Genomic DNA, 21,329 nt, shown 5'->3' with positions numbered 1-21,329 from the left:
TGATGATGAAAATAAAACTAAAAAAAATTGCTAAAGTGTTATCAGGGAGTACAGCTCCTAAAGATAATGAATTTAGCGAGAATAACGGAAAACCTTTTATCAGAGCAGGACACTTAGAGGAGCTATGTAACGGAAAAAGTTTAATGGAATTACCAAAAATAGAAGAAAGCGTTGCCCAAAATAGGAAAATGGTTCTTGTCCCGGAAAATACGATTCTATTTGCAAAAAGTGGAATGAGTATATTAAAAAATAGAGTATATAAAACTACTCATGAAGCGTATATTGTAAATCACTTAGCAGCTATAATTTGTTCTAACGAGATAGAGCCGGATTATCTATACTATTTTTTTCGTGCTAATCCACCAAGTCGTCTAGTATTGGATTCATCCTATCCAAGTATTCGTTTAAGTGATATCGGTGAGATTGATATTGATCTACCAAGTAAAGCGATTCAAAAAAAAATATCTAAATTACTTAAACAAGCAGAAGAAATAATTTTTAAAAGAAAAGCCCAAATTGAAGCGTTAGACCAGTTAACGCAAAGTGTGTTTTTAGAGGTGTTTGGAGATCCAGCTACTAATCCTAAGAAATGGCCAATGGGTTTTATAAAGGATTTAGCTCTAAAAACACAATATGGTACAAGCAAAAAAGCAAGCGAGGATACAGGGAAATATCCTATATTGAGAATGAACAATATTACGTATGAAGGACATTGGGATCTCACAGATCTTAAATACGTTGATTTAGATGATAAGGAAGTTGAAAAATATCTGGTTCATAAAGGAGAGCTTTTATTTAATAGAACAAATAGTAAAGAACTAGTAGGAAAAACAGCTGTGTATCGCTTTGAAAAACCAATGGCCTTTGCAGGATATTTAGTTAAGGTAATTCCTAATGAAAAAGCCAATGCCGAGTTTATATCTGCGTACTTAAACTCGAAGTACGGAAAAAGTATTTTATTTTCAATGGCTAAAAATATCGTAGGGATGGCAAATATCAATGCTGAGGAACTAAAATCAATAAAAATATATATACCTCCTAAACAACTCCAAGATCAATTTGCTGAGATTGTACAAAAAATAGAATCTCAAAGAGAACTTTTTAAAAAAGGATTAGTTGAGTTAGAAAAAAACTTCAACTCCCTCATGCAACGGGCGTTTAAGGGAGAGTTATTCAACGATTAAGCAAATGTAAAAGGAATTTGCGCTGATCAAGGGAGGGGTATTGTTGTTATCCAACTTTCAGTTTTTAGTAGGCAAGCCTCATTATGAGAGCTTTACGAATGCGTGTTTAGAAGCGGAGAAAAGTTTGGTTGTGAGTCCAGCGACGTGCGCGATTTTAACGCGCCGTGCGCTGGAACTCGCGGTGAAGTGGGTGTACAGCTTTGACAGCGCGTTGAAAGTTCCGTATCAAGATAATCTTTCCAGTTTGATTCATGACAACGTCTTTTTGTCCATTATTGATGAAGACTTGTTGCCGTTGTTGCGTTACATTGTCAAACTGGGAAATGTCGCGGTTCATACGAACTCGATGATTACGAGGGAAGAAGCGATTCTTTCCCTGCATCATCTTCATCAGTTTGTGTCTTGGATTGATTATTGTTATTCAGATGAATATACGGCTACGGATTTTGATGAATCGTTGTTGCCAATCGGAGAGGAAAAGCGCGAGCGTCCGGAAGAATTAAAAGATTTATACGAACGGTTAAGCTCCAAAGACAAGCGTCTTGAGGAAATGATGAAAGAAAATGAACAGCTCCGCGCTCTTCTCACCGCCAAACGGGAAGCGAATACAAAAGAGTACCACTTCCAAGTCGATGAACTAAGCGAATGGGAAACAAGAAAGAAATATATTGATTTAGATTTGAAGCTGGCGGGTTGGGAATTTAAAAAGGACGTTATTGTTGAATACCCTGTCGTTGGCATGCCGAATCAAGAAGGAGTCGGCTATGTCGATTACGTTCTTTTTGGCGACAACGGAAAGCCGCTGGCGGTCATCGAAGCGAAACGGACAACCGCTGACCCGAACAAAGGAAAGCAACAGGCGAAATTGTACGCCGACTGCATTGAGAAAATGCACGGCCAACGTCCGATTATTTTTTACACAAACGGTTTTGAAACGTATATTTGGGACGACCTTAACTATCCGGCGCGGAAGGTTTCCGGTTTTTACAATAAGGAAGAATTAAGCTTGCTTATAGACCGCCGCACGATGAAGCGGCCGTTACGAAATGTAAAAATCAATGACAATATTACAAACCGATATTACCAAAAAGAAGCGGTGTTAGCCGTATGTGACGCGCTCGAGAACAAACGGCGCAAAGCATTGCTTGTCATGGCAACGGGGAGCGGCAAAACTCGGACAGCGATTTCGATTGTCGATGTTCTCACTCGCCACAATTGGGTAAAAAATATTTTGTTTTTAGCGGACCGCAAAACGCTGGTAACGCAAGCCAAAAACAGCTTTAGCCATTTGCTTCCGAACTTGACGCTTTGCAATTTGCTCGATAACAAAGACAATCCAGAGGAAAGCCGCATGGTGTTTTCGACGTACCCGACAATGATGAACGCGATTGACGAAGCGAAACGAAAAGACGGCAAACGCCTCTTTACCGTCGGCCATTTTGATTTAATTATCGTCGATGAATCCCACCGCAGTATTTATAAGAAATATCGGGCTATTTTTGACTATTTTGACGCAATATTGCTTGGGCTTACCGCCACACCAAAAGATGAAATTGACCGCAATACGTATGAAGTGTTTGATCTGGAAAACGGTGTGCCGACCTATGCCTATGAGTTAGATCAAGCCGTTCAGGACGGCTATTTAGTGGATTATCGTACCATTGAAACAAAATTAAAGTTCCTCGAAGAAGGCATTCATTACGATGAGTTATCGGATGAAGAAAAAGAACGATATGAAGAAACATTTGATGATGAAGTAGGCGAGGATATTGACAGTGCCGCGTTAAACGAATGGCTGTTTAACGACGATACGATTGATACGGTACTGAGAGATTTAATGGAAAAAGGAATTCGCGTCGAAGGCGGAGACAAACTCGGCAAAACGATTATTTTTGCGAAAAACCATCGCCATGCGGAACGAATCGTGGAGCGCTTTGATCAATTGTTCCCTGAATACAAGGGCGGCTTTGCACGAGTCATTGATTACAGCGTGAACTACTACCAAACCTTAATCGATGATTTTTCCGACCGTAACAAATGGCCGCAGATTGCCGTATCGGTCGATATGCTCGATACAGGAGTGGATATTCCGGAAGTCGTCAACCTTGTGTTCTTCAAGAAAGTACGCTCCAAATCAAAGTTTTGGCAAATGATTGGACGCGGAACCCGTTTATGCAAAGACTTATTCGGAGCCGGGCAAGATAAAACGCATTTTTTGATTTTCGACTATTGCGGCAACTTTGCGTTTTTCCGCGAAAATCCGAAAGGAATCGAAGGAAAAGCGGTGGAAAGTTTAACGGAGCGGCTGTTTAACACGAAGGTAGACATCATTCACGAATTGCAGCATTTACAGCACCAAGAAGAGGACTATATTGCTCATCGCAATGAGTTGATTGACGAAGTGCTGGCGGAAATTCGTCAGCTCAATGAAGAAAATTTCCGCGTGCGCCAGCACATCCAGTATGTGCACAAGTTCCAAAACAGGGAAGCGTGGAATGGTTTGACGGCGCTCGATGTTCATGAGATTAAAGAACATCTTTCGCCGTTGATTGTCCCGTTAAATGACGATGAATTTGCGAAACGCTTTGATTTGCTTATGTACACGATCGAATTGGCGAAGCTGCAAACGAAAAATGCGACGAAGCCGATTCGGAGTGTGATTCGCACCGCAGAGGCGTTGTCGAAACTCGGTTCCATTCCTCAAGTGATGGAACAAAAATACATCATCGAAAAGGTGCAGACGGAAGAGTTTTGGAGCGAAGCCGATATTTTCGAATTGGAAGCTGTTCGCGAAGCGTTGCGTGACTTAGTCAAATTCCTTGAAAAAGAAACGCAAAAAATTTACTATACGAACTTTAAAGACCAAGTCTTAGAGGTCAAAGAAAACGGCCCGATGTTTACTGTCAATGATCTGAAAAATTATCGGAAAAAGGTGGAACATTATCTGCACGAACACCGCGACCAGATGGCCATTTACAAGTTGCGAAATAATAAAAAGCTAACCGTCCAAGACGTAAAAACGTTGGAACATATTCTTTGGAATGAGCTTGGCACACAGGAAGATTATAAAAGAGAATTCGGAGACACACCGATTACAAAGCTCGTCCGCCAAATCGTCGGCCTTGACCCACAGGCCGCCAACGAAGCGTTTTCCGAATTTTTATCAAGCGAACGGTTGAACATCCAACAAAGCCGCTTTGTCAAATTGATCGTCGATTACTTTGTGAAAAATGGAGTCATGGACAAGCGGGTGCTGCAGGAAGAACCGTTTAAAACCGTCGGCAGCATCGTTGAACTGTTTCAGGACAACATGGACGACGCGCGCAAGATTATTCGCATTATCGATGAGATTAACCGAAATTCCGAAGAGATCGCGGGGGCGTAGGAAAAGTAATCCATTTTGTTTTTCTTCGATGTTCAGGCATCTTTGAGGTTGAAAGTGTCTTGAAGATGCCTTATATTTCTTATGCGTATAGAACGAAATGAGTATATCCATACTGAGTTACGTTAGAAAACTAAATAAAATGTCCTTTGTTCTTGTAATGCTGAGGTGAGAAGTGCGGGATATATCCAGAAAATATATAAAAAACCTATTATAAAAAATTATTGAAACAAAAATTTGTGATATTTATAATATAATTTGGGCTCGTGTTATACAACAAAAATATAGGAGGGATTTGTTTGGTTGAAAAAATGGTCGAAACGGTGAACGGGTTATTATGGAGTCCTTTCTTAATTGGTTTTATTGTTTGTTGTGGTTTGTATTTTAGCATTCGCACCCGTTTCCTGCAAATTCGCCATGTGAAAGAGATGATCCGGCTTGTGACGACCGGGAAGGGCTCTGACGCGGGGGTCTCGTCCTTTCAAGCGTTAACGATGTCTTTATCCGGCCGCATTGGGGTCGGGAACGTCGCTGGGACGGCAACGGGGATTGCCTACGGGGGACCGGGCGCTGTCTTTTGGATGTGGGTCATTACGTTTATCGGTGCGGCGACGGCGTATGTCGAGTCGACGCTGGCGCAAATTTATAAAGAGGAACGAGACGGGCAGTACCGGGGCGGGCCAGCTTTCTATATTGAAAAGGGCCTTGGCTGGAAATGGTTTGCGGTTGTGATTGCCGCGGCGATCATTCTCTCGATGGCGGTGCTGATGCCGGGAATTCAAGCAAACTCGATTGCCGACAGCTTTTCGAATGCGTTTGGCATTCCGAAGCTGATTACAGGAATTATTGTCATTTCGATTCTTGGTTTTACGATTTTTGGAGGGGTGAAGCGGATCGCCAGAACGGCGGAAATTGTCGTTCCGTTTATGGCAGTTGGCTATTTGTTGGTCGCGATTGCGATCATTGCGGTGAATATTGAAAAAGTCCCCGATGTTTTTGGCCTGATTTTCAAAAGCGCGTTCGGCGCTGATCAAGTGTTTGGCGGAATTCTTGGATCGGCCGTGATGTGGGGCGTCAAACGCGGCCTTTACGCCAATGAAGCTGGTCAAGGGACAGGCGCTCATCCGGCGGCGGCGGCGGAAGTATCCCACCCGGCCAAGCAGGGGCTTGTGCAAGCGTTTTCAATCTATTTGGATGTGTTCTTAGTCGTGACAGCGACTGCACTGATGATTTTATTTACTAACCAGTATAATGTCATTAATGAAAAAACCAGGGAGCCGATTGTCGTCAACCTTGAAGGGGTAGAACCGGGTGCAGGGTATACGCAAGCGGCGGTGGACACCCTCTTCCCGGGATTTGGCTCGGCGTTTATTGCGATTGCCCTTTTCTTCTTTGCGTTTACGACGATGTACGCCTATTACTATATTGCCGAGACGAACCTCGCTTATCTGGTGCGCAGTGAAAAGAGGGGGATGGCCTTCTTTGCCCTCAAAGTCATCTTTTTGGCCGCCACTTTCTACGGAACGGTCAAAACGGCGACGACGGCGTGGGCGATGGGCGACATCGGGCTTGGAATCATGGTTTGGCTCAACTTGATCGCGATCTTGTTGTTGTTTAAACCGGCCTATATTGCGCTAAAAGATTATGAGGAGCAGCTGAAGCAAGGCAAGGATCCGGAATTCAATGCGTCAAAATACGGGATCAAGAACGCGACATTTTGGGAAAATGGGTATACGAGAGTGGACGAAAAGAAGGAACAAGCGTTATAAGCCATCATACGTTGTAGAGTTGGAGGTGTCCCGCTGCGTTCGGGACACCGTTTTTGTGCGTCCGGCATCCTGGGAATGGCCGCTTTGGAATCCTGTTAGGCAAAGCAGATATTGAAAAAAAGGTTGGAAACAGGAGATGATGACGAAACGGTTGATGAGCTGACGGGGATGGCGGTCGGGAAGATGGAAAAGGGGAGAGGGGGAGGAAGTTTGTTTCGTAAAAAAACCGGCCGCAGGGCCGGTTTTTGTGGAAATTAATGGGTTGTTCCCTTTAGGTCACGAACAAGTTGGGCCAGCGCGTCGTGAATCGGCGTCACCGGTCTGCCGAGCAGTTTTTCAAAGTCGTTGCTTTCGATTTCTAAGGAGCCTTCGCGGATGCCGCGTTGAATGTCCACGAGAAACGACACGAGCGGATCGGGCAAACCAGCCTTTTTCATGATATCAGCATAGGCAGCATCGTCGACTTGTTGCACCGGCACGTCTTTGCCTAAGACGGCGCCGAGGGCGGCGGCGAGTTCTTCTTGGGTCATGAGGGGGCCGGAAAGTTCGTAAATTGTGTTTTCATGGCCATCTCCGGCGAGGACGGCAGCGGCGGCTTCGGCGTAGTCTTGGCGAAGGGCCCAGCCGACTTTGCCTGTCCCGGCTGATGTCACCCAAGGCGCCCCGGCGAGGACGGCTTGAACGGTTCCGATTTCGTTTTCCAAATACCAGTTGTTGCGCAAAAAGGAGTACGGAATGCCGGTGTTTGCGATGGCTTCTTCCGTCACCCGATGCACTTCGGCCAAGGCGAGCCGGCTTTCATTCGCATTCGCCAGGCTTGTGTACGCAATGAATCCGACTTGGGCGCGTTGGGCGGCGTTGACGGCATTTGTGTGCTGGCGGATTCTTGTTTCGTTGTCTCCGTCGGTGGAGATGATCAACAGCCGGTCAATCCCTTGAAAGGCTGTCTCCAACGTTTCGGGGCGGTCAAAATCGCCATGGCGAACGTCGACTCCGCGGGCCCGAAGATGTTCGGCTTTTTCCGGCTGGCGGACGCTGACGGCCAGCTGGTGAGCCGGCACGGATTTCAACAGCGTTTCGACGACTTTCGTTCCTAATTTTCCGGTTGCCCCGGTGACTAATATGTTCATACGCCTAGACCTCCTCATTTGTTTTGTTATAACCAGTTTGGTTACAACCGATGTATAAATAAAAGCCCTGTTAAGAGCTTTTATTATTGAAATTGAGCGATCAGCCGGCTGATCGTCGTTTGCGAAAGCCGCTCTTCCATGGCCGCCTGCGCCGCTTTCAGTTCGGCTTGCAGAACCGCCTCGATATTCCGCCCGACCGGGCACTGAATGTTCGGATGTTCATGGATGCGAAACAGTTGATCCGTTTCCACGACACGGACGGCCCGATACACGTCTAACAGCGTGATTTGGTCGGGAGGTTTGCGTAGCGAAGCGCCGCCGACTCCGGGGCGGACGTCAACCAACCCCGCTTTTTTTAACATGCCCATAATTCGACGGATGATGACAGGGTTTGTATTGACGCTCTGCGCGATGAAATCTCCGGTGCAATCGGCCGGGCTGGTCGCAAGCAAGCAAAGGATGTGCACGGCCATCGAAAATCGTGTGCTAATTTGTTTCACGTAAAACACCACCGTTGTAACCATTATAGTTATATCTTCAGGAAAAGTCAACTTTGGTGCTGGCCGTTTTGGATCAATCGTGCTTCCGGTCGGAAAGGGATAAATCCCCGCCAAAGGCCGCGCCGGAGAGAAGAGGGGTTGACGCCGTGACGGAAAGGTGCTTTGGATTCGTCCACTGATCGTGTACAATACATAAAGGGTGACAACATCGTTCATCTCGGAAGGAGGAAAGCCATTGACAGACAGCGGAAAACAATCGTTCATTACGGACATTCATCAGTTGGATAAAAAAGGAGCGGGACAAGCGGTCGTTTGGCAGGAAGAAGAAGGGAGGAGAAAAAAGCTCAAACTCACTGTTCCGTCCACGCTTCCTGGTGAAAAGGTGCGGGTTTTGATCGATTGGCCGAAACGCCGGAGGGCCCATGCCCGAGTGGAAGAAGTGATCGAGCGGCATCCAGAGCGGCTCGATCCGCCGTGTCCGCACTTTGACCGCTGCGGCGGCTGTGTCTGGCAGCACTGGCGCTATGAAGGGCAGCTGCGCCATAAAACGGAGCATGTCAAGACGCTCTTGAAAGAGCACGGATTTGACCCTGGCGTTGTCCGCGATACGATTGGCATGGAACATCCGTGGCATTACCGCAATAAAATGGAGTTTACGTTTTCTCCGGAAGGGTTGCTTGGACTGCACGAGCAAGGGAATTTCCGGCAAGTGATTTCGTTGGAGACATGTCTCATTGCCGGCGAGAAGATCGTCAAAGCCGCTATGGAGGTGGCGCGTTGGGCGCGCGATCATCAGCTGCCTGGGTATCACAAAGACACCCATGAAGGGCTGCTTCGCCACGTCATGGTGCGCGAGTCGTTTGCGACAGGAGAGGTGATGGTGGCGCTCTTTGCGACCGAGGCGCCGGAAGGGGAGTTGAAAGAAGCGGCGGCTGATTTGACGGAGCGGATCACGAAGGCGCTCCCGGACGTGAAAAGTTTGCTTTGGCTGGAGAATCGGGCGTGGGCCGACCGCACCCAGGCGGAACGAACGCACGTGCTGGCCGGACGGGATTTCATTTACGATGAATTGTGCGGGTTCCGCTACCGTCTTTGGTTTGATACGTTTTTCCAAACGAACCCGGTGCAGGCGGCCAAATTGGTTGAACTGGCGTTGGAGATGGGCGAGCCCAAGCCCCATGAGAAAATGATCGATCTCTTCTGCGGAGTCGGCACGTTTTCCTTGCCGTTCGCCAAGCGGGTGAAGGCGTTGGCGGGCATTGAAATTGTGGAAACGTCGATCGAGTCGGCGAAACGAAACGCGAAAGACAACGGCATTGACAATACGTACTTTTTGGCGCGGGATGCGCGGCGCGGGATTGATGAAGTGTTGGAGCAGTTCGGGCGGCCGGAGCTGTTGCTTTTGGATCCTCCGCGTTCCGGCGCGGGCGGAAAAGTGATGCGAAAAATCGGCCGGGCCCAGCCGGAGCGGGTCGTGTACGTCTCGTGCAATCCGGAGACGTTTGCGGCCGATATTGCGGAATTCGTTCCGTTCGGCTATACATTGAAAACCGTTCAACCGGTCGATATGTTTCCCCATACAGCGCACGTCGAGTGCTGTGCGTTGCTTGTCAAATCATCATAAATCAGGAAAAGCCCGTTCCCCTAAGTGAGGGGGAAACGGGCTTTATGATTGTCGATTGGAAAGTCTTTCACCTCCCGGCGTGGCATAAGGGGATAATAGCAAAAAACGGCCCATATTCGCGATTGTTTCGATCGGAAGCGGAAGAAAAAGGTTATATTTTTCGACTGTACGAATGTATAATATAATGTGCTGAATATACAGAAAAAATAATCAATTCTTAATAAGGCGGGATGAGCGGTGGATTACTCCGTTTCCATCGACGACAAGGCGAGGGAATGGTTGAAGAGAAAAGGCGGTGTACTGACCATTTCAAAGTTTCAAGCGGCCCATTGTTGTGTCCCGGGATCGGAACTTTGGATTGAATTTCGAAAGCCTGAAAATGAAAGCCTTTACGAAAAGATTGTGCAAGAGGGGATTACGTGTTTTATAGAAAAAGGGTTAGAGTGTAAACAAAACCATCTGCAGATAAAGATGGCCCTCTCTCCTTTTTTTAACACGATTCGGGTGGAAGGGTTCAAATATTTTTAAAGAAGGGAAAGATGGATGGTGGGAGATCGGTTGACTCGTTTTGCCCGTGAGTTGGCTAACAAATTCACCTTATATTTTGATGTATACCGCGACGAACAACCAAGCGATTTCCCCCTTTCGTTTATTGCCCATTACAAACGAAGAGACGAACGGTATATGGTGATGAAAAAGATTAAAGTGTACGGCGTAGAAAACCAACAGCTTGTGTTTGCCGCTGTCGCAAATGAGCCCGTCTCGCTGGAGTTTGTCAGACGATTTCAAGATGTCATCGATCAACATAAACATCGGTTTATTCAAGAAGATGCGGAACATATGTCTACGATTGTGCTCGGTCTTATTGTTGCGGAGGGCGCGCTCGATAAAGCGGTTTTGAAGGAGGTGAGGAAGTTTCGAAAAGTAAAATTTTTAAAATTCGGCTGGCATGGGTGGGTTGAAACATATGTAGCCATCCTCCATCCCGATCAAAAAACCGTGCATATCCACCCGAAAGGAAGGTCGTTCGTTAAGTCGATCGAAACTTTAATGAGGGAGGATAAAATCAGCCTATGAGCGCGGTGACGTTATTGCTGATTTCGGCCATTGCCTTTATCGTTGCTTATTTTACGTATGGCAAGTATCTGGACCGGAAGCTCGGGGTCGATCCAAACCGGCCGACGCCGGCGGTGGAGATGGCGGATGGAAAGGACTATGTTTCCACCAACCGGCCGGTTTTGCTTGGTCATCATTTCGCCACGATTGCAGGCGGCGGCCCGATTGTCGGTCCGATTTCTGCAGCGGTATTCGGTTGGATTCCGGCGGTGCTATGGATTGTGCTGGGAAGTATTTTCTTTGGCGGGGTGCACGACTACGCCTCATTGCAAGCATCGATCCGCCATAAAGCGCAGTCGATCGGGGCAGTAATTAAAGGGTATATCGGCAAGCGCGGCCAAACATTGTTTTTATCATTCTCCACGGCGACCATTATTTTGATTGTCGGTGTGTTTATCGTGCTGGTTGCCGATACGTTTGCGAACGTCCCAGAGGCGGCGACTGCTTCTGTCCTTTTTATTTTCGTTGCGATGTTGTTCGGCTTTTTCGTTAACCAAATGCGCGTTAATTTCGTGTTGGCGAGCGTCATTGGCGTCATTGTCATGTTTGTCTGCGTGTGGGCCGGCATGATTTTCCCTATTAAAATGAGCGCTGCGTTTTGGGTGTTTTTCTTGATCGCTTATTCTTATATAGCATCCGTGTTGCCGGTTTGGCTGTTGTTGCAGCCGCGGGATTATTTAAATTCGTATTTGTTGTACGGCATGATGCTCGGCGGGTTTATCGGTGTTCTTTTCGCGAATCCGACACTTCAGCTTGCCGGGTTTACCGGTTTTTACAATGAGAAGTTGGGTCCATTGTTCCCGATTCTCTTTATTACGATTGCCTGCGGCGCGATTTCTGGTTTCCACTCCTTGGTGGCGAGCGGCACGACAGCTAAGCAGCTCGACAACGAACGAAGCGGCCGTTTTATCGCCTACGGTGGGATGTTGATTGAAGGATTTTTGGCGGTGATTGTTGTCTGCTCGGTAGCGTATTTGACGACGGAGCAGTTCACACAGCGACTCGTTGAGCTGGGTGGGCCGATTCCGGCTTTCTCTGCCGGTCTTGGGTATTTTATGAGCCATTTCGGAATCCCAGAAGCGGCAGGTACGACCTTTGTCGCTCTGGCGGCTTCAGCTTTTCTCATGACAACGTTAGATTCAGCGACACGGCTTGGGAGATACGGTGTGCAAGAGTTTGCGGAAGGAAGATCCAAGACGTTTGCCAACCCTCATATAGCAACAGGAGTGATCGTCGTCGGTGCGGCGGCGCTGGCGCTCTCGGGAACGTGGAGCGATTTATGGCCGCTGTTCGGTTCTGCTAACCAAATGCTTGGTGCGTTGGCGTTGCTGGCCGTCAGCGTCTGGCTTGTAAAAAAAGGGACGAAGTCGTGGTTTACGATCATCCCGATGATCTTTATGTTTATTGTGACGCTTTCTGCATTGCTCGTCTTCATGAGAACGAATTTCTTAAACGGGAATATTTTCCTTGTGGTTTGTGGGTTTATCTTGTTTGTCTTGTGTATCTTCCTCGTCATTGAAGCGTATCGCTCCTTTACGAAACCGAAAGATAAAGATACGACGGTCAAAGCGTAATAGAGTAAGGTGATGCTGGAGTTGCTGAACATCCCCTTTCGGTAGACGGTTGTCTATTGAAGGGGGATTTGTTCTAGAGGGGGAGAGGAGGGGGCTAGGAGCTTTATAAAAGTTTTATAAGTTTTCTGTAACGGTGAAGAAGACGTCAGTATTATTGGCAGAGCTTGTGCCTTGTCTTTGAACAAGATGGCGACACATGGCGGTTAGTTGGGACTGTTCATGGTCAAATGGACGGTGTAAGTTCCCCCTGCTTTCCTCGCTCAAAAAAGCTCTATGTTCGTCAAAACAGTAATGGCGTAAAACTCGCGAGAGAGTCAAGTGGTTGACCTGTTTCATTATGGGACAAAAGAGGCCGATGGCCCCTTTTGCTTTTTTGGTTCAGCTATGTCGACGAATGGCATTGGCCAGCAATTGCGGCAACGATGCGATATCGTTCGGCCCATAGGTGAAACGGACGAGTGTTTCGTCCATGTCAAGCGCCTCGGCGAGCAATCCAGCGAATCCGCGCGCTTTACGGTCGATTTCCAAAATGGCTTCCACTCCATGTTCGGACACAAAGAAGATGGCCTCCAATTCATCAAGGCGGCCTCGAAAGGCTCCCCCTGTCGGGCGAAATTCGAACTCTTGGACAAACGGCAGCCGCCGTTGCCAATAGCGCGGTGCTTGTTCGCATTGCACATCACGGAGGCGGAATCCCAGCTGGCGGGCTGCCTCGAGAAACGCTGTGACGAGCGGATGCGGTTCGATGGTGAGGTAGTCCCGGTCTTGCGGATCAAGCGCCATTTTAATGTCAAGGCCGGTTTGCAGCCACACTTTGGAAGAGCCGAGCGTGACCGGTACGTCGTATGGCAAGGCGAATTGGAACGGGATCGTTTTTGTTTCATTCGGCCCGATTGTCATCGAGTCAGACACTTTGTATCGGGCGAGCACGGCTTTTTCTTCGACTTTCTTATCATCGATTTCGCGAATATACGTTGTTACTAAGGCTAGATAAATTTCATCAATGCGCTGTTCAACGCTGCCGCCGCGAACCTCGACGACTCCTTCGACTGTTTCCCCTTGGGTGTATTGCGCTTTGGAAAGTTTCGTATCGACCGTAGCGGATCCGATGCCGATAGAGCTTAGCAGTTTTTTAAACAATCGATTCTCCCCCTTGTTGATTAGTTTCTTCCTCATCCGGGAATACGCAGCGTCTAGTAAAAAGGTTCCATTTTTTATCCGGTTATAGACGATGAGAACATAACCGCTGTCGATTAAGTTTTCTGATATGTGGCCGCCCACGACACCAAGGCTGATCAATTCATCATCCGCTATCCCTTCCTTCTTCTGTTTATCCATTGTTAAGGGTAACATAATGCCTAAGGGAGTTCCACTATTTTGGAAAACAAGACGGTTTTTGCTAAAATAGCGCATATGGATGAGAAAGGCGGATCAGCAATGAAACGGGTTATCCACGTCGTTGGGGCAGTCATCTGCAATGAACAGGGAGATGTTTTATGCGCATTGCGAGGGTCAAATATGTCGCTGCCGAACGTTTGGGAGTTCCCTGGAGGCAAAGTGGAAGAAGGGGAAAGCCCAGAAGCGGCTTTAGTTCGGGAAGTTCGTGAGGAACTTGGCTGCACCGTTTCGGTCGGCAAGCTGCTGGTTGATGTGTTTCATGAGTATGAACACGCCATCGTTCATTTGCGGACGTACGAAGCTCGCCTTACTGATGGGGAGCCGCGGGCGCGGGAGCATGCCGAGCTTCGGTGGGTGCCGCTCTCCCAGCTTCGTGACCTTAGATGGGCGCCGGCCGATCTCCCTACCGTTGAGGCGCTGTTGGCGAAGAGTCGCTCATAGCCGAGAAAGATGTCGGTTCGGGGAATGGGGCGTCGACTCTATTGAAAGAAAAACGGTTTTTCCCGGAGGAAGAACCGTTTTTGATTCGCGCTATGGTCTACAATGTGAACCTTTGAACGGATGTCCGCAAATCTTCGGCCATTTTAGCGAGCATTTGCGAAGATGATGTGATCTCTTCCATAGAAGCGAGCTGTTCTTCAGCAGATGCTGCAACTTCTTCGGATGTGGCGGCATTTTCCCGCGCGATACCCGCTAACTGATGGGCGGATGCGGTGACTTGCTGGGTGCCGGCTGAGATTTGCTCAGCAATCGCGGAGATTTCCTCGATTTGCGGGGCTACTTCTTTCATATTTTGGACGATTTGTAAAAAGCGTTGGGCTGTTTGCGTAGAAATGTGAAGGCCACCTTCAACATTTTCGGTCACACGGGACATATATCGGACCACTTCTGTTGTGCTTTGTTGGATTTTCCCAATCAATTCCTCGATTTGTTTCGTGGATGATTGCGACTGCTCGGCAAGTTTTCTCACTTCATCGGCGACAACGGCAAATCCTTTTCCATGCTCGCCGGCTCGAGCGGCTTCAATGGCTGCGTTTAGTGCCAGCAAGTTTGTTTGGTCGGCGATGGTGCTGATTACATCAAGGATTTTCTCAATTTCTTCAGAACGTTTTTCTAATGATTTCACTCTTTTATGAATTAATGGCGCATCCTGGTTGATATTGCAAATATATGGTAACATGTTTTTTTTTGGGTAATTTAAATTACTATTTTTCTTTTTTTATAAAACACATAGCACTTTTTTACTATTTGTCTCTTCTTTGCCATAGTTCTGAAAGAAGACTCCCGCTTCAAACGCGTGAAAGGCAAAGACGCGCAGTCAGCGGGAAGCGCATGTCGGTTGGCGTCAATTGAAAACACGTGATTGCGGGAAAATCAACGCGAACAAGCCTGTTGACAGCTGCCTTTACAGCAGCCCCAACAGGCTTGTTTTTTCGCTGCCTAGCGGGCAGACGATGATGTTTCTGCGGCGGTGCACGCTTCGGCCAAAGCGAGGTCGGCGATGGCGTCTTGCAGCGTGACAAGACCGCGTTCATTCGGATTTTCGATCAAGCGGCAAAAGTCAAGAAAGCGCGCTTGAGCGATCGCCTCGTACCAGCCGTGGCGGTCCGAAAGCGTAACCGTGCGCTCGTACGGGATGCGCGGGGCGTCTGACGGCGGAACCGACGGCAACAGGCGGTCGGCCGCTTGCCTGACTTGTTCGATGGCGTGAGCGGACGGTTGTTTCGGAATGGCATCAAGCAAAGCGTCCATAGACGCCGCCTCATCGGTTGAGACGAGGCCGGAGACGGACAGCTGCATCGGAATCCAACCGTCAAGCGTGATGCGTCCGCGCGTCGTATGAACGTCCCAATGCGTCGACTCCGGAGCGGCTGGGTTCATCGTAAAGCCGTGGTAATAATGTACCGGAATGCGGCGGCCGCCCTGTTCATGGATGACAGTGGCCCCGACGCGCGGCCGTGTGCCGTCCGGATCGGTTAAGGCGAACCCCTGCGCTTCGGCCGCCTCGCCGAACCAGTCGCGTCCGACTTCGAAAAAGTGGACGCCATGCTCGATGAAAATGCCGCCGCTTTGCTGTTCCTCCCAAAACCAGTGGCCTTTTGCGACGCGGTGGGCCGCATTGTGCAAGCTCGCATAATCGACAGCCCCCATAAAGGCATGGCGGACGAGCTGTTTAACGGCCTCCGCAAGCGGATGGTAACGCAAGACGAGATTGACGGCCAGCGCCCGATTTTGGCGGTCGGCAAGCTCGAGGTTGGCTTGAAGCTCCCTGGCTGCAAGGGCGCCAGGCTTCTCGAGCAGCACATGTTTTCCTTCCTCCAGCGCCTGCCTGGCGAGCGGGGTGTGCAAGTGCGGTGGGGTGGTCAGAATGACGATGTCTACATGCGGATCAGCGATCAGTTCTTCTGCTTGGTGGTATTCGCACACATCGCCTGCCTGCGGCTTTCGGCGAAGATACGCGTCGATGACGCGTTGGCGCTTGGCGTCCGTCCGCCCGGCGACAGCGGCGAGATGAAAGGAAGGAAGCGGTGCGAGCGCGCCGGCGAGAAATTCAGCGAACGCACCGGCACCGGCAATACCGACACGGTAACAGAAAGATGAAGAAATCATGGCGTATTCTCCTCCTCCCTCACATATATATAGCATTACCGGCATTCATTATACCGCAAAGAAAGGAGGGGGGAGAGAATCCAAGCTTCTAAACTTGCAAACAATGAATAATTATTCATCGACACCACCCGACAATCATTTTGCTTGCGTAAGAGAAGGAATATTATGTATATTATTATTAGCAACCGTTATAGATGAGTGCTAGCAATTTATGAATCACTTTCATTCGCTCGTTCATCCGTCAAAATGTGTGTCTGTTTTTTGCGAAAAAAATCATATGGAGGGATGACGAAATGAAAGCATTGTTGCTGGCAGGAGGATTAGGTACGCGTCTTCGCCCATTGACCGAAAACATCCCCAAACCGATGGCCCCGATTGCGAATCGGCCATGGCTTGAACACCTCATTCTTCATCTTCGCGATCAAGGAGTCAATGAATTTGTCATCGCTGCGCATCATTGTTCAGAAGTGATCCGCCGTTATTTCGGCGACGGGAAGGGTTTGAACGTCAAAATTACATACGCGCTTGAACCGTTCCCGCTTGGAACGGCCGGGGCGATTAAAAATGCCGAACGTTGGCTTGACGAACGATTCCTCGTGTTTAACGCTGATATCGTGCATTTGCCGCAATTGGTTCCTCTGCTTGATTTTCACCGGCAACACGGCGGCATCGCGACGATTGTCTTAACGGAAGTCGACGATCCGTCCTCCTATGGAGTAGTTGAACAAAACGACCGCGGACAAATTTTGCGCTTTATCGAGAAGCCGCGCCGTGAGGAAGCGCCATCCAACCGGATCAACGCCGGCATGTATATTTTGGAGCCGGACGTGATGCGCTACATTCCGGCTGAGCAGGAAGTGTCGATCGAACGCGAAACGTTCCCGCGCTTGATCGAAGAAAACACCGGCGTTTACGGCATTGTCAGCAGTGGATATTGGCGCGATATGGGAACTCCGGCCCGTTACCGTCAAGTGCATTGGGATGCCTTGAACCGGGAGTTTCCGTTGCCGATCAAAGGGCGCGAGATTCAGCCGGGCGTGTTTGTTGGAGAAAATGTCAAGATTAGTTCGGGTGTACTGTTTGTACCTCCTGTGCTAATTGGCAATAATGTAAAAATCGGCCATCAAGCGGTCGTCGGTCCATATGCCGTCATCGGTGACCATTGTCAAATCGGCGCTCGCGTTCATTGCGCGCATACGATTGTCTGGGATCGCTCCCTTATTCGTGACCGCAGCCGTTTGCAAAACAGCATTTTCGGCTATCGGACGGTGACGCCGGCGGGAGAAGTGTTCGAAGATTCGATTATTAATCAGTTCAAGGAGGCGGTGCAAGCATGACCCGAATTGCGTACGTCAGTACATATCCGCCGCGCAAGTGCGGATTAGCCACGTTTACTGAACATCTTCGTCAAAGCATTGACAGCGTCCGCGGGCCGTCAGCGGGCGACCGGGTGATTGTTCTTTATAACGAAAGCGACGGCGATGACGCCTACCGCCACAACCCGGCGTATTGGCCGCTTCCGGCGCAAAACCGCGCGGCGTATGCCGAGATGGCCAAACGGGTGAATGAAAGCGACATCGATGTCGTTTTATTGCAGCATGAGTTCGGCATTTTCGGCGGCGAGGCGGGCGAATACATTCTTGATTTCATCGCCGTGCTAGAAAAACCGCTTGTGACGACGTTCCATACGGTATTTGCCGAGCCTGAGCCGCCGTATCGCCCGATTCAAGAGAAAATCGCGGCGGCAAGCGATGCGATCATCGTCATGAACCGGCAGGCGATTCCGTATTTGGTCAAAGCGTTTGGCCTGCCGGAAGAAAAAATTGTCTACATTCCGCACGGTGCTCCAGGCCCAAGCAGCGAAAATCGCGATTCGCTTCGCCGACGCCTCGGATTCAGCGGCCGTAAAGTGATGTTGACGTTTGGGCTGCTCAGCCGCGGCAAAGGGATTGAATCGGTCTTGGCCGCATTGCCGGGCGTTGTGCGCAAGGTGCCGGAAGCGCTGTATGTCATTGCCGGACAGACGCACCCAGAAGTGAAAAAGAGGGAAGGAGAAGCATATCGCGAGGAGTTGAAATCGCTCATTCACCGTTTAGGGCTTGAGCGCCATGTCCACATGGAAGATCGGTATTTCAGCGAAGAGGAATTGATCGATTATTTGACGGCGTGCGATCTATACGTCACCCCGTACCCGGGCATGCAGCAAATCACAAGCGGCACGCTTGCCTATGCGGTCGGCGTCGGCCGTCCGGTCGTTTCGACGCCGTATGAGCATGCGCGCGATTTGTTGCAAGGTTGTGAAGAGCTGTTGTTGCCGTATGGTGATACGGCCGCCTGGGAAGAACGGCTCGGGCAGCTGTTGGCCGACGAGGCGGCGCTGAAGCGATGGGAGGGGATCGTGCGCCAAATGGGGGCAAACACGCATTGGCCGCGCGTCGGCGAACAGCATGTCACCTTATTTGCGCGCGTATGCGCTGCCGTTAACAGCAGGGAGGTGAAGGCGGTTGACTTTGTCAGTCATTAAGTTCGACCATCTCGAGCGCATGACTGACGACACCGGGCTGCTCGAGCATAGCCTCGGCCGCATTCCGCGCCGGCGCGAAGGCTATTCGACTGATGACAACGCCCGTGCCATATGGGCGTGCTTAGAGTGGCTTGTCCTGCTTAAGGATCAAGAGATGGCGGAACGGCTGTACCGCCTGCTTGACCGGTATTTGGCCTTTCTGCTTTGGGCACAAAACGACGATGGAACATTTCATAACAATTTTTTCTTCGACCGGACGAAAGAAGCGGAAACGCCGTCAGAAGACTGCTTCGGGCGGTCGTTTTGGGCGGCGGCGACAGCGTACACCCAGCTGAATGATCCGGCGCGGCGCGAGGCGGCTGCGGATGTGCTGCGCCGGGGGATGCCGGCGGCGTGGGAGCTTCGCTCGCTGCGCGGCATCGCTTGGGGCTTGGCAGCTTGCGGCGTCTTGCTTGAGAAGGCAAGCCCCCCCGGTGTCGATCAGGAGGAATTAGCGACGTTGGCCGGGCGCTTTGAGCGGCGGTTGCTTGCGGCGTATTGGACGAATGCGGATGATGGCTGGCGTTGGTACGAACCGGAGCTGACTTATGGGAACGGCGTGCTGCCGTGGGCGCTTTGGACGGCATACCGGCGTGCGCCAAGGCAAGAGGTGAGGGAGGTAGCGGAAGAAAGTCTCGCCTTTTTAATACAAATGATGAGCGGACCGGAGGGAACGATCCGCCCGGTCGGCAACCGCGGCTGGTGCAGCCGCCGCTACCGCGCCGATTGGGATCAGCAGCCGCTTGACGTGATGAAGCTCGCCTTGGCGGCGCGCGAAGCGTATTGGGCGACGGAGGACGGGCGGTACCGCGAGGTTGTCCGCCGCTGTCTCGCTTGGTTTTACGGAAAAAACGATGGCAACGTTCCGTTAGCCGATCGAAGCGACGGCAGCTGTTGCGATGGACTTGGTCCGAACGGCCCGAACCCGAATCGGGGGGCGGAATCAACACTATCATACTTGTTGACAGCAGCAATCGCTCAATCGATTTCGGTGGAGGTGGTTTTCGATGAAGACATCGATCACGAAACCGTTCGCATGGCCGGCACACGTATTTAAAGAGTATGACATTCGCGGGCGTGCCGGCGAGGAGCTCGATGAGTCGTTTGCTTATTGGCTCGGACGGGCCTTTGCCGAAATGATGCAAAATGAAGGCGAACGGAAGGCGGTCGTCGCCCATGACAACCGCCTGTCGTCGCCGGCATTGCATCGGGCGCTGAAAAACGGGTTGCTCGATGGCGGCTGCGATGTCGTTAATATCGGGCTTTCGACGACACCGATGTTTTACTACAGCCTATACAACACAGACATTGCATGCGGCATGATCGTCACGGCAAGCCACAACCCGGGCGATGAGAACGGATTTAAAATCGCCATGGGGAAAACAACGATTTATGGTGAACGCATTCAAGCGTTGCGGCGGGCGATGGAGCGGCTGAGCCAAAAACAGGCGCCTCCGGAAACGGCGCGCGGGCGCGAGGAAACGCTTGACTTTGCCTCGGCATATATCAAGATGTTGAAGGAGAAAATCCAGCTCGGGTCGCGCAAGCTGAAAGTCGTCGTCGACTGCGGCAACGGCACTCCGTCGATCGTTGCGCCAAAAGTGCTGAAAGAGTGGGGCTGCGATGTCATTCCGCTCTATTGCGAATCCGATCCGACGTTCCCGAACCATCATCCTGACCCGGTCGTGCCGGAAAACTTAGCCGATTTGATCCAAACGGTGCGCAAGGAGCAGGCGGATGTAGGTATCGCATTTGACGGTGACGGCGACCGGATCGGGGTGGTGGATGAAACGGGCACAATCCGCTGGGGCGACCAGCTGATGGTATTGTTTTGGCGCGACATTCTTAAGCGCCATCCGGGAGCTGAGGCGCCGGTTGAGGTAAAATGTTCGCAAGCGCTTGTGGAAGAAATTAAGCGTCTTGGCGGAAAACCATTTTTCCATCGCACCGGCCATTCGCACGTAAAAGCGACGCTGCGGCGCCGCCCGTCCATTCCGTTTGCCGGTGAGATGTCTGGCCATCTCTTCTTCAATGACGAATTTTATGGTTACGATGACGCCTTGTACGCCGCGGGCCGGCTGCTTTGTCTCTTATCGCACGACAAGCGTCCGCTCTCTGAATGGTTTGCCGATGTGCCGCACTATGTGGCGACGCCGGAAACGCGTGTCGCTTGCCCAGAGGAGAAAAAACCGTTGGCCATCGCCGCGGTGAAAGATCGATTTGCCGGACGTTATCCAATCATCGATGTCGATGGCGCCCGCATTCAATTTGATGAGGGCTGGGGATTGGTGCGGCCGTCGAACACGCAGCCGATTCTTGTCTTGCGCGCTGAGGCGAAGACCGAACAAGCGTTAGCAGAAATTAAACGGCAGCTGGCTGATAGTTTGCGTGCGCTTGAGCTGCATGTCAATTGGTAACTTGGTTTCTGGCGGGAGGGGCTCATGCCGTCCGCTTGTTCACCAGCCTAGACGGCACCGAT

General features: G+C 50.2%; 16 protein-coding genes and 1 pseudogene. 12 read left to right on the top strand and 5 right to left on the bottom strand.

Annotation, left to right across the window (positions count from 1 at the left end):
- The first annotated feature begins 2 nt into the window (after nt 1–2).
- The 3 genes from GS3922_RS13920 to GS3922_RS13910 all read left to right on the top strand — a co-directional run bounded on the left by GS3922_RS13920 (nt 3) and on the right by GS3922_RS13910 (nt 6,335).
- Nucleotides 3–1,184: a restriction endonuclease subunit S gene (locus GS3922_RS13920; protein ID WP_063166833.1), complete on the top strand. Its 1,182-nt coding sequence runs from the start codon at nt 3–5 to the stop codon at nt 1,182–1,184.
- A gap of 43 nt (nt 1,185–1,227) precedes the next feature.
- Nucleotides 1,228–4,569, top strand: a complete 3,342-nt coding sequence (locus GS3922_RS13915) for a DEAD/DEAH box helicase family protein (RefSeq protein ID WP_063166832.1) — start codon at nt 1,228–1,230, stop codon at nt 4,567–4,569.
- 296 nt (nt 4,570–4,865) lie between these two features.
- Nucleotides 4,866–6,335, top strand: coding sequence for an alanine/glycine:cation symporter family protein (locus GS3922_RS13910; RefSeq protein ID WP_063166831.1), 1,470 nt, complete (start codon nt 4,866–4,868; stop codon nt 6,333–6,335).
- 254 nt (nt 6,336–6,589) lie between these two features.
- Here GS3922_RS13910 and GS3922_RS13905 read toward each other — a convergent pair whose 3' ends face one another.
- Complete coding sequence (locus GS3922_RS13905; protein WP_033011346.1) at nt 6,590–7,465, bottom strand: SDR family oxidoreductase; 876 nt, start codon at nt 7,463–7,465, stop codon at nt 6,590–6,592.
- 83 nt (nt 7,466–7,548) lie between these two features.
- Entirely contained in the window at nt 7,549–7,965 is a 417-nt protein-coding gene (locus GS3922_RS13900; protein WP_033011350.1) for an Rrf2 family transcriptional regulator, read from the bottom strand.
- A gap of 235 nt (nt 7,966–8,200) precedes the next feature.
- Here GS3922_RS13900 and rlmD point away from each other — a divergent pair, with 235 nt between their 5' ends.
- The 4 genes from rlmD (at nt 8,201) to GS3922_RS13880 (ending at nt 12,279) form a co-directional block, all read left to right on the top strand.
- Entirely contained in the window at nt 8,201–9,589 is a 1,389-nt protein-coding gene (gene rlmD, locus GS3922_RS13895) for a 23S rRNA (uracil(1939)-C(5))-methyltransferase RlmD (RefSeq protein WP_063166830.1), read from the top strand.
- Between the two features lie 237 nt (nt 9,590–9,826).
- Nucleotides 9,827–10,117 (top strand): CC/Se motif family (seleno)protein, encoded by a 291-nt coding sequence (locus GS3922_RS13890; protein WP_063166829.1) that lies wholly within the window; start codon nt 9,827–9,829, stop codon nt 10,115–10,117.
- A 15-nt stretch (nt 10,118–10,132) separates the two neighbouring features.
- On the top strand, nt 10,133–10,666 hold the full coding sequence (locus tag GS3922_RS13885; protein WP_063166828.1) for a DUF8052 family protein: 534 nt from the start codon (nt 10,133–10,135) through the stop codon (nt 10,664–10,666).
- Entirely contained in the window at nt 10,663–12,279 is a 1,617-nt protein-coding gene (locus GS3922_RS13880; protein ID WP_063166827.1) for a carbon starvation CstA family protein, read from the top strand. The genes GS3922_RS13885 and GS3922_RS13880 overlap by 4 nt, the downstream gene beginning before the upstream one ends.
- Nucleotides 12,280–12,657: 378 nt before the next feature.
- Here the strand turns inward: GS3922_RS13880 and GS3922_RS13875 are convergent, their stop codons facing one another.
- On the bottom strand, nt 12,658–13,419 hold the full coding sequence (locus GS3922_RS13875) for a sporulation protein (RefSeq protein ID WP_063166826.1): 762 nt from the start codon (nt 13,417–13,419) through the stop codon (nt 12,658–12,660).
- 297 nt (nt 13,420–13,716) lie between these two features.
- Between GS3922_RS13875 and GS3922_RS13870 the strand changes: the two genes are divergently transcribed.
- Nucleotides 13,717–14,118 carry a (deoxy)nucleoside triphosphate pyrophosphohydrolase gene (locus GS3922_RS13870; protein ID WP_063167419.1) on the top strand — a complete coding sequence of 134 codons (402 nt, stop codon included), beginning with the start codon at nt 13,717–13,719 and terminating at the stop codon, nt 14,116–14,118.
- Nucleotides 14,119–14,215: 97 nt separating this feature from the next.
- On the opposite strand, the pseudogene GS3922_RS13865 reads toward GS3922_RS13870, so the two are convergent.
- Nucleotides 14,216–14,752, bottom strand: a pseudogene (locus tag GS3922_RS13865) (methyl-accepting chemotaxis protein); the annotation flags it as partial.
- A gap of 365 nt (nt 14,753–15,117) precedes the next feature.
- A complete protein-coding gene (locus GS3922_RS13860) occupies nt 15,118–16,287 on the bottom strand; it encodes a Gfo/Idh/MocA family oxidoreductase (RefSeq protein WP_063166824.1) in 1,170 nt (389 codons plus the stop codon).
- A 293-nt stretch (nt 16,288–16,580) separates the two neighbouring features.
- Here GS3922_RS13860 and GS3922_RS13855 point away from each other — a divergent pair, with 293 nt between their 5' ends.
- Genes GS3922_RS13855 through GS3922_RS13840 form a run of 4 tightly spaced genes read left to right on the top strand, consistent with a single transcriptional unit; the run spans nt 16,581 to nt 21,267 of the window.
- Entirely contained in the window at nt 16,581–17,624 is a 1,044-nt protein-coding gene (locus GS3922_RS13855; RefSeq protein WP_063166823.1) for a nucleotidyltransferase family protein, read from the top strand.
- Nucleotides 17,621–18,811, top strand: a complete 1,191-nt coding sequence (locus GS3922_RS13850; protein WP_063166822.1) for a glycosyltransferase family 4 protein — start codon at nt 17,621–17,623, stop codon at nt 18,809–18,811. Before GS3922_RS13855 ends, GS3922_RS13850 begins: the two co-directional genes overlap by 4 nt.
- The gene (locus tag GS3922_RS13845; protein WP_063166821.1) at nt 18,792–19,907 is read left to right on the top strand and encodes a hypothetical protein; all 1,116 of its coding nucleotides are present in this window, start codon (nt 18,792–18,794) and stop codon (nt 19,905–19,907) included. The genes GS3922_RS13850 and GS3922_RS13845 overlap by 20 nt, the downstream gene beginning before the upstream one ends.
- Nucleotides 19,858–21,267, top strand: coding sequence for a phosphomannomutase/phosphoglucomutase (locus tag GS3922_RS13840; protein WP_063166820.1), 1,410 nt, complete (start codon nt 19,858–19,860; stop codon nt 21,265–21,267). The genes GS3922_RS13845 and GS3922_RS13840 overlap by 50 nt, the downstream gene beginning before the upstream one ends.
- Nucleotides 21,268–21,329 lie beyond the last annotated feature (62 nt).

The sequence above is a fragment of the Geobacillus subterraneus genome (assembly GCF_001618685.1).
Lineage (GTDB): Bacteria > Bacillota > Bacilli > Bacillales > Anoxybacillaceae > Geobacillus > Geobacillus subterraneus.
Note: the sequence above shows the minus strand (reverse complement) of the source record. Positions and strands in the feature narration are given on the sequence as shown.